The organism is Bradyrhizobium pachyrhizi (assembly GCF_001189245.1).
GTDB lineage: Bacteria > Pseudomonadota > Alphaproteobacteria > Rhizobiales > Xanthobacteraceae > Bradyrhizobium > Bradyrhizobium pachyrhizi.
Genome location: NZ_LFIQ01000080.1, coordinates 10,559 through 17,279, shown reverse-complemented (window position 1 = coordinate 17,279; position 6,721 = coordinate 10,559). Strand labels below are relative to the sequence as shown.

Here is a 6,721-nt window from a genome sequence, read left to right as displayed (position 1 = left end):
CGGCCGGCTTGTCCATGCGCTCGACCTTGGCGGCCTCGCGCAGCTTGGCGACATAGTCGGCCTGCGCCTTGCGGGTCACATAGGTCTCGATCTGGGCCTTCACCTGCTCGAAGTCGGGCGCCTTGCGGTTGCGCTTTTCCTCGACCTTGATGATGTGCCAGCCGAACTGCGACTTGACCGGATCGGAGATCTTGCCCGGCTCGAGCGAGAAGGCGACCGCGGAGAATTCCGGCACCATCTGCTCCTTGGTGAAGAAGCCGAGGTCGCCGCCGTCGGAGGCGCCGGGGTCCTTGGACTTCTTCTTGGCGAGCTCGCCGAAGTCGGCGCCCTTGTCGAGCTCGGCCTTGATCGCCTTGGCCTCGTCCTCGGTCTCGACCAGGATGTGGCGGGCGCGCACCTCCTGCTCGCCGGTGATCTGCTTGGCGGCCTCCTCATAGACCTTCTTCATGGCGTCGTCGGTGGTCGCGGCCTTGCCCTCGCTGGCAAGCAGGCTGTCCATCAACAGGCGGTTGCGGGTGAAGGCGAGCCGCTTCTTGAAGTCGTCATTGTTCTCGATCTTCTTGTCCTCGGCGGCCTTGGACACGATCTTCATGTCGATCAGGAACGACAGCACGTTGTCCTTGCGGGTCGAGGGGTCCATCTGCTGCAGGCTCGGGCCGAGTTCCTCCTCGGCGAGCGCCACGTCGCTGGCGTGGATCTCCGAACCGTTGACCTTCGCCAGCACCGGATCGGATTCCGCGGCCCGGACCGGGAGGCCGGCAGCCAGCACTGCGACAAGACAGCCCGTCGCGGCCAGGGTGGCGAGGCCGAGGCGCAGGCCGGTTTTGGTTTCCGGGGGCGAGGTGGTCATGCAAAATCCTTGTCTCAAAGGGGGGAAGCTCGAGCGGGGCGGACACTCGCCCAATCGTGTTACATTGGCAACGCGAAAGTCTTGTCAAAATGATGAATTCCTTGACATCTTGCCAGCGTTGACAACCCCCCGACCGGGCCATATCTCTGGCCAACCGCGTCAGCGGCGAGAGCGCTTATTTTGCTGCGTTTTTCGCCGTTGAACCCAGGATGGCCTGTTTCCCACTCAATTGGCGGAGGAGCCCCCGGGCCGGGGCTCGAACCGCAGCGCGTCACGGTGAGTTGATAGGCGATCCGGCGGACCATCTCAGGCTGTAATCCAAGACTGAATTCCAAGTTGAATTCCGACACTGAACGAAGACCGAACTCGAGACCGAAGAACAGGAATTTCGCATGATCGGCGCGCTCGCCCGCAAGTTTTTCGGCTCCGCCAACGACCGTCGGGTCAAGGGGTATCAGTCCCGCGTCAATGCCATCAACGCGCTGGAGCCCGAGCTCGTCAAACTGACGGACGATCAGCTCAAGGCCCGCACCGCCGAATTCAAGCAGCAGCTCGCCGGCGGCAAGACGCTGGACGACATCCTGGTTCCGGCCTTCGCCACCGTGCGCGAGGCGGCCAAGCGGACGCTCGGCCAGCGCCATTTCGACGTTCAGCTGATCGGCGGCATAGTGCTGCACGAGGGCGACATCGCCGAGATGAAGACCGGCGAAGGCAAGACGCTGGTCGCGACGCTTGCGGTCTACCTCAACGCGCTCGCCGGCAAGGGCGTCCACGTCGTCACCGTCAACGACTACCTCGCCCGCCGCGACTCCGGCTGGATGGGCCAGATCTATGCCTTCCTGGGGCTGACCACCGGCGTGATCGTACACGGCCTCGACGACGCCGAGCGCAAGGCCGCCTATGCCTGCGACATCACCTACGGCACCAACAACGAATACGGCTTCGACTATCTGCGCGACAACATGAAGTACCGCCTGGAGGACATGGTCCAGCGCGAGCACTACTACGCGATCGTCGACGAAGTGGACTCGATCCTGATCGACGAGGCGCGCACGCCGCTGATCATCTCCGGCCCGCTCGACGACCGGTCGGATTTCTACAACACCATCGACACCTTCATGCCGCAGCTGAGCAAGGTCGCCGACTTCGAGGTCGACGAGAAGCAGCGCACGGTGACGCTGACCGAAGGCGGCATGGAGAAGCTGGAGAACCTGCTGCGCGACGCCGGCCAGCTCAAGGGCGACTCGCTGTACGACGTCGAGAACGTCTCCGTCGTGCATCACGTCAACCAGGCGCTGCGCGCGCACACGCTGTTCACGCGTGACAAGGACTACATCGTCCGGGACGACGAGGTCGTCATCATCGACGAGTTCACCGGCCGCATGATGCAGGGCCGCCGCTATTCGGAAGGCCTGCACCAGGCGCTGGAAGCCAAGGAGCACGTCACGGTCCAGCCCGAGAACCAGACGCTGGCCTCGATCACCTTCCAGAACTATTTCCGGATGTACCAGAAGCTGTCCGGCATGACCGGCACGGCGCTGACCGAAGCCGACGAACTGTTCGACATCTACAAGCTCGAGGTCGTGGAGATCCCGACCAACCTGCCGGTGGCGCGCCTCGACGAGGACGACGAGGTCTACCGCACCCAGAACGAGAAATACGCCGCGATTCTTGCCGAGATCGAGCGCGCCAACAAGCGGCTGCAGCCGGTGCTGGTCGGCACGGCCTCGATCGAGAAGTCGGAAGTGCTGGCCGAGTACCTGAAGAAGCACGGCTACAAGCAGATCGACTTCACGTCCGAATCCGGCATGGAGAAGCTCTATGCCGCGGCGCGCGCCGGCAAGCCGGCAAAGCTGTTCGCGGTGCTGAACGCGCGCTTCCACGAGCAGGAAGCCTATATCGTCGCGGAAGCCGGCGTGCCGGGCGCGATCACGATCGCGACCAACATGGCCGGCCGCGGCACCGACATCAAGCTCGGCGGCTCGCTCGAGATGCGGATCCAGCAGGAGACCGCCGGGATCACCGATGAGGCCGAGAAGGCCAAGAAGATCGAGCAGATCAAGGCCGACATCGAGCGCTTCCGCGAGATCGTGCTGAAGGCAGAAGAGGATTTCGAGGTCGAGCCGGCCAAGGGCAGCAAGCCCGCAAAGACCGTGAAGAAGCCGGGCGGCCTCTACATCATCGGCTCCGAGCGTCACGAATCCCGCCGCATCGACAACCAGCTGCGCGGCCGTTCCGGCCGTCAGGGCGACCCCGGCCGCTCGAAGTTCTTCCTGTCGCTGGAAGACGATCTGATGCGCATCTTCGGCTCCGACCGGCTCGACAGCATGCTGCAGCGGCTCGGCCTGCAGGAAGGCGAGGCGATCATCCATCCCTGGATCAACAAGGCGCTCGAGAAGGCGCAGCAGAAGGTCGAGGCGCGCAACTTCGACATCCGCAAGAACCTCTTGAAGTTCGACAACGTCCAGAACGACCAGCGCAAGGTGATCTTCGACCAGCGCGTCGACCTGATGAAGGACGACAGCGTCGTCGAGACCGTGACCGACATGCGCCATGCCTTCGTCGAGGACGTGGTCGCCAAATACATTCCCGAGCACGCCTATGCCGAGCAGTGGGACACCGCCGGCCTCAAGGACGAGCTGAAGCGCGTGCTCGATGTCGATCTGCCGGTCGACGAATGGGCCAAGGAAGAGGGCATCGCCGACGAGGAGCTGCTGACCCGCATCGAGACCCATGTCGATGAGCGCATGGCGGCGAAGGTCGCGCAATGGGGTCCCGACGTGATGCGTTACGTCGAGAAGACCATCCTTCTCCAGACGCTCGACCATCTCTGGCGCGAGCACCTGATCATGCTCGACCATCTGCGCCAGGTGATCGGCCTGCGCGGCTATGGCCAGCGCGATCCGTTGCAGGAGTACAAGACCGAGGCCTTCAACCTGTTCCAGGAGATGAGCGCGCATCTGCGCGAGGCCGTCACCGCGCAGCTGATGCGGGTCGAGATCGTGCCGCCGGAGGAGCCGCCCCAGCCGCTGCCGCTGATGGAAGCGCACAAGCTCGACCCCAACACCGGCGAGGACGAGTTCGCGCAGGCGCGCCTGACCGAGGCCACCTACGCCCAGGCCTCGCTGGCGCCTGGGATGATTGCCACCGACCGCGATCCGAACGATCCGGCGAGCTGGGGCAAGGTCGGCCGCAACGAGGACTGCCCCTGCGGGTCAGGCAAGAAGTACAAGCACTGCCACGGCCGGTACGCGTAAGCCGTCGCACGCGCTGAGGCGGCGGGCGACTGGCCCGCCCGTCGAGCCGCATCGCTCTCAGCCGGCGAAGGCCTTGTCGAGATCGGCGATCACGATCTTCTGCATCTTCAGCATGGCCTGCATGACGCGGTCGGCGGCCTTGCGGTCGGGGGCGCTGAGATAACGGCCGAGCGCGGTCGGGATCACCTGCCAGGACAGGCCGAATTTGTCCTTGAGCCAGCCGCAGCGCGATTCCTGGCCGCCGTCGGTGAGCTTCTCCCAGAAGTAGTCCACCTGCTCCTGGGTCTCGACGCTCAGGAAGAACGACACCGCCTCGTTGAACTTGTGCTGCGGCCCGCCATTGAGCGCGTGGAACCGCTGCCCCTCGAGTTCGAAGCTCGCCATGAAATCGCTGACGGTCTCGATCTTGGCGTTCGGAAACACCGATTGGTAGAAGGCGACCGCGTCGCGGACGTTGTTGTCGAGCCAGAGGAACGGCGTGATCGAAGTCATGACGGGAATCCTCACTAGCGAGTGATCGGGTGGACCAGCGCGGCCAAGCGCGAAGGCTGCGCCGCAGGGCGCGCCCCAAGGACGCTCCAAACCGCTGCATCCCGACATTTCCTGCCGGTCTTTTTTCGATGGTTTCGTTAGAAGCGCGCCGGGCCGGCGCGGCCTTAATTGGCGCTGCCGATCAGGCTTTCCAGCAGGCGCTTGAGCTCGGTGGTCGACTTGTCGCCATAGCTCTCGACGATGTGCTCCTCCTGGCTCACCGCGAGCGAGTTGAGCCGCCGGCACAGCGCCTTGCCGCGGTCGGAGACGAACATCAGCACCTTGCGGCGATCCTTGGGATCCTGGACGCGATAGACCAGGGCATCCGACACCATGCGGTCGATCATCTTGGTCAGCGTCGGATGGTTGAGCAGCACAGCATCCGCAAGCTCGCCCATCGAGTGGCCGTTGCCGTCGGACAGCACTTTCAGGATGCGCCACTGCTCGACCGGCACGCCTTCCTTGGCGAGCCGCGTCTCCAACTGCCGGTTGATCTCCCGGTTGGCTTGCGCCAGCAGGTAGGCGAGATGTTCGGTGATCGGGGAATTTTCTTTCGGCGGTTTAGCCACGGCGTGAGACCTGGTTCCTGACCCGGTGAATGAATGTCCGGCAACTCATGCCGTTTCTATATGCACTTCAATTGTTGAATATTCAATATTTTCACCTAGGATATTCCCCCAACCAAGGGGCGGATGCCGCGACCGCCCGCTGGCTGCGTTGCGTACTGCTTCCCAGACAGGAGTTGGCGTGCTCTCGACGGTCTCTTTCCAGGCGTATGGCGGCATGCCCGTCGCGCCGCCGCTGCTGTTTCGAAACCCGTCGTCCTGCGCGGCCGATCTTGCTTTGACCCTCAAGCCCGGCTCGTCGCGCCGTGGCGGCACCGACAGCAAGCTTCGAATCGGCAATTTCATCACCTTCTCCGGCGCGCCCGGGATCTGGGGGCCGATCTCCGCCAACAGCGTCATGCTCGCGGTCGCCGAGATCAACCGGCGCGGCGGCATCCGCGGCCGCGAGGTCGAATTGTCGATGTACGACGCCGGCGGCCCGATCGAGGAGGTGGTGCGCCGCGCCGAGCGGGCGATCGCGTTCGACGAGATCGACGTGATCATGGGCTCGCATATCTCGGCGGTGCGCCTCGCGCTGCGCAAGGTCACGGCCGGCCGCATCCCCTATGTCTACACGCCGGTCTATGAGGGCGGCGAGCGGACGCCCGGCGTGATGGCGATCGGCGAGACGCCGCGCGCCGAAAGCCGGCCGGCGATCCACTGGCTCGCCGAGGTCAAGAAGGCGCAGCGCTGGTATTTGATCGGTAGCGATTATGTCTGGCCCTGGCAGTCGCATCGCGCGGTGAAGCGCTACATCAAGGAGGCCGGCGGCCACGTCGTCGGCGAGGAATTCGTCCCGCTCGGCGAGGACAATCACGAGCCGCATCTGGCGCGGATTCGCGCAGCACGGCCCGATGTCGTGCTGATCACCCTGATCGGCACCGACAGCATCACCTTCAACCGCGCCTTCGCCGAGGCCGGGCTTGCGGCGACCACGCTGCGCTATGCGGGCGCGATGGACGAGACCGTGATGCTCGGCATCGGCCCGGACTCGACCCAAAACCTGTTCTGCGCCTCCGGCTACTTCGGGTGCATCGATTCGCGCGCCAATGACGACTTCCGGACCAGCTACCGCGCGATGTTCGGGGCGCATGCGCCGCCGATCGGCTCGGTCGGGCAGTCCAATTATGAGGGGATGCGCTTTCTCGAGGCGGCGGCCAACGAGGCGCGCTCGCTGTCGATCGGACCATTGTCCGCCGCAGCGCACAACCTCGTCTACAGCGGCGCCCGCGGCACCGTCACAATTCGCGACGGCCGCGCCGAGATGCCGATCTATCTTGCCGAGGCCGACGGTCTCGACTTCAATGTGATCAGGACGATCTAGATGGACCGGGCGATGCCGCGCTCGCCGCGCGGCTTGCCGGTGCCAGACAGGAGCAGGTGTGCATTCGACGCCCTACGTCATGGCCCGAACCTCGAGCAACAGGGATGGCGGCCTTCCATGCCCGCCATCCCTGCTGTTCCGGAACCTGACGTCG

The 6,721-nt window shown here is 64.5% G+C and carries 5 protein-coding genes; 2 read left to right on the top strand and 3 right to left on the bottom strand.

The genetic code is table 11. The features are described from left to right. Positions 1 to 850: peptidylprolyl isomerase (locus tag AKL29_RS17715; RefSeq protein WP_244482124.1), on the bottom strand; the 850-nt coding region annotated here is incomplete at its 3' end. Between the two features lie 392 nt (positions 851 to 1,242). Here AKL29_RS17715 and secA point away from each other — a divergent pair. After that, complete coding sequence (gene secA / locus AKL29_RS17710; protein WP_050385024.1) at positions 1,243 to 4,107, top strand: preprotein translocase subunit SecA; 2,865 nt, start codon at positions 1,243 to 1,245, stop codon at positions 4,105 to 4,107. Between the two features lie 57 nt (positions 4,108 to 4,164). On the opposite strand, the gene AKL29_RS17705 is transcribed toward secA, so the two are convergent. Both AKL29_RS17705 and AKL29_RS17700 read right to left on the bottom strand, forming a co-directional pair. Beyond that, positions 4,165 to 4,599 carry a VOC family protein gene (locus AKL29_RS17705; RefSeq protein WP_050385023.1) on the bottom strand — a complete coding sequence of 145 codons (435 nt, stop codon included), beginning with the start codon at positions 4,597 to 4,599 and terminating at the stop codon, positions 4,165 to 4,167. 164 nt (positions 4,600 to 4,763) lie between these two features. After that, positions 4,764 to 5,207 (bottom strand): MarR family winged helix-turn-helix transcriptional regulator, encoded by a 444-nt coding sequence (locus tag AKL29_RS17700; RefSeq protein ID WP_016847408.1) that lies wholly within the window; start codon positions 5,205 to 5,207, stop codon positions 4,764 to 4,766. Positions 5,208 to 5,385: 178 nt separating this feature from the next. Between AKL29_RS17700 and AKL29_RS17695 the strand changes: the two genes are divergently transcribed. Next, positions 5,386 to 6,567, top strand: a complete 1,182-nt coding sequence (locus AKL29_RS17695) for a substrate-binding domain-containing protein (RefSeq protein WP_050385022.1) — start codon at positions 5,386 to 5,388, stop codon at positions 6,565 to 6,567. Positions 6,568 to 6,721 lie beyond the last annotated feature (154 nt).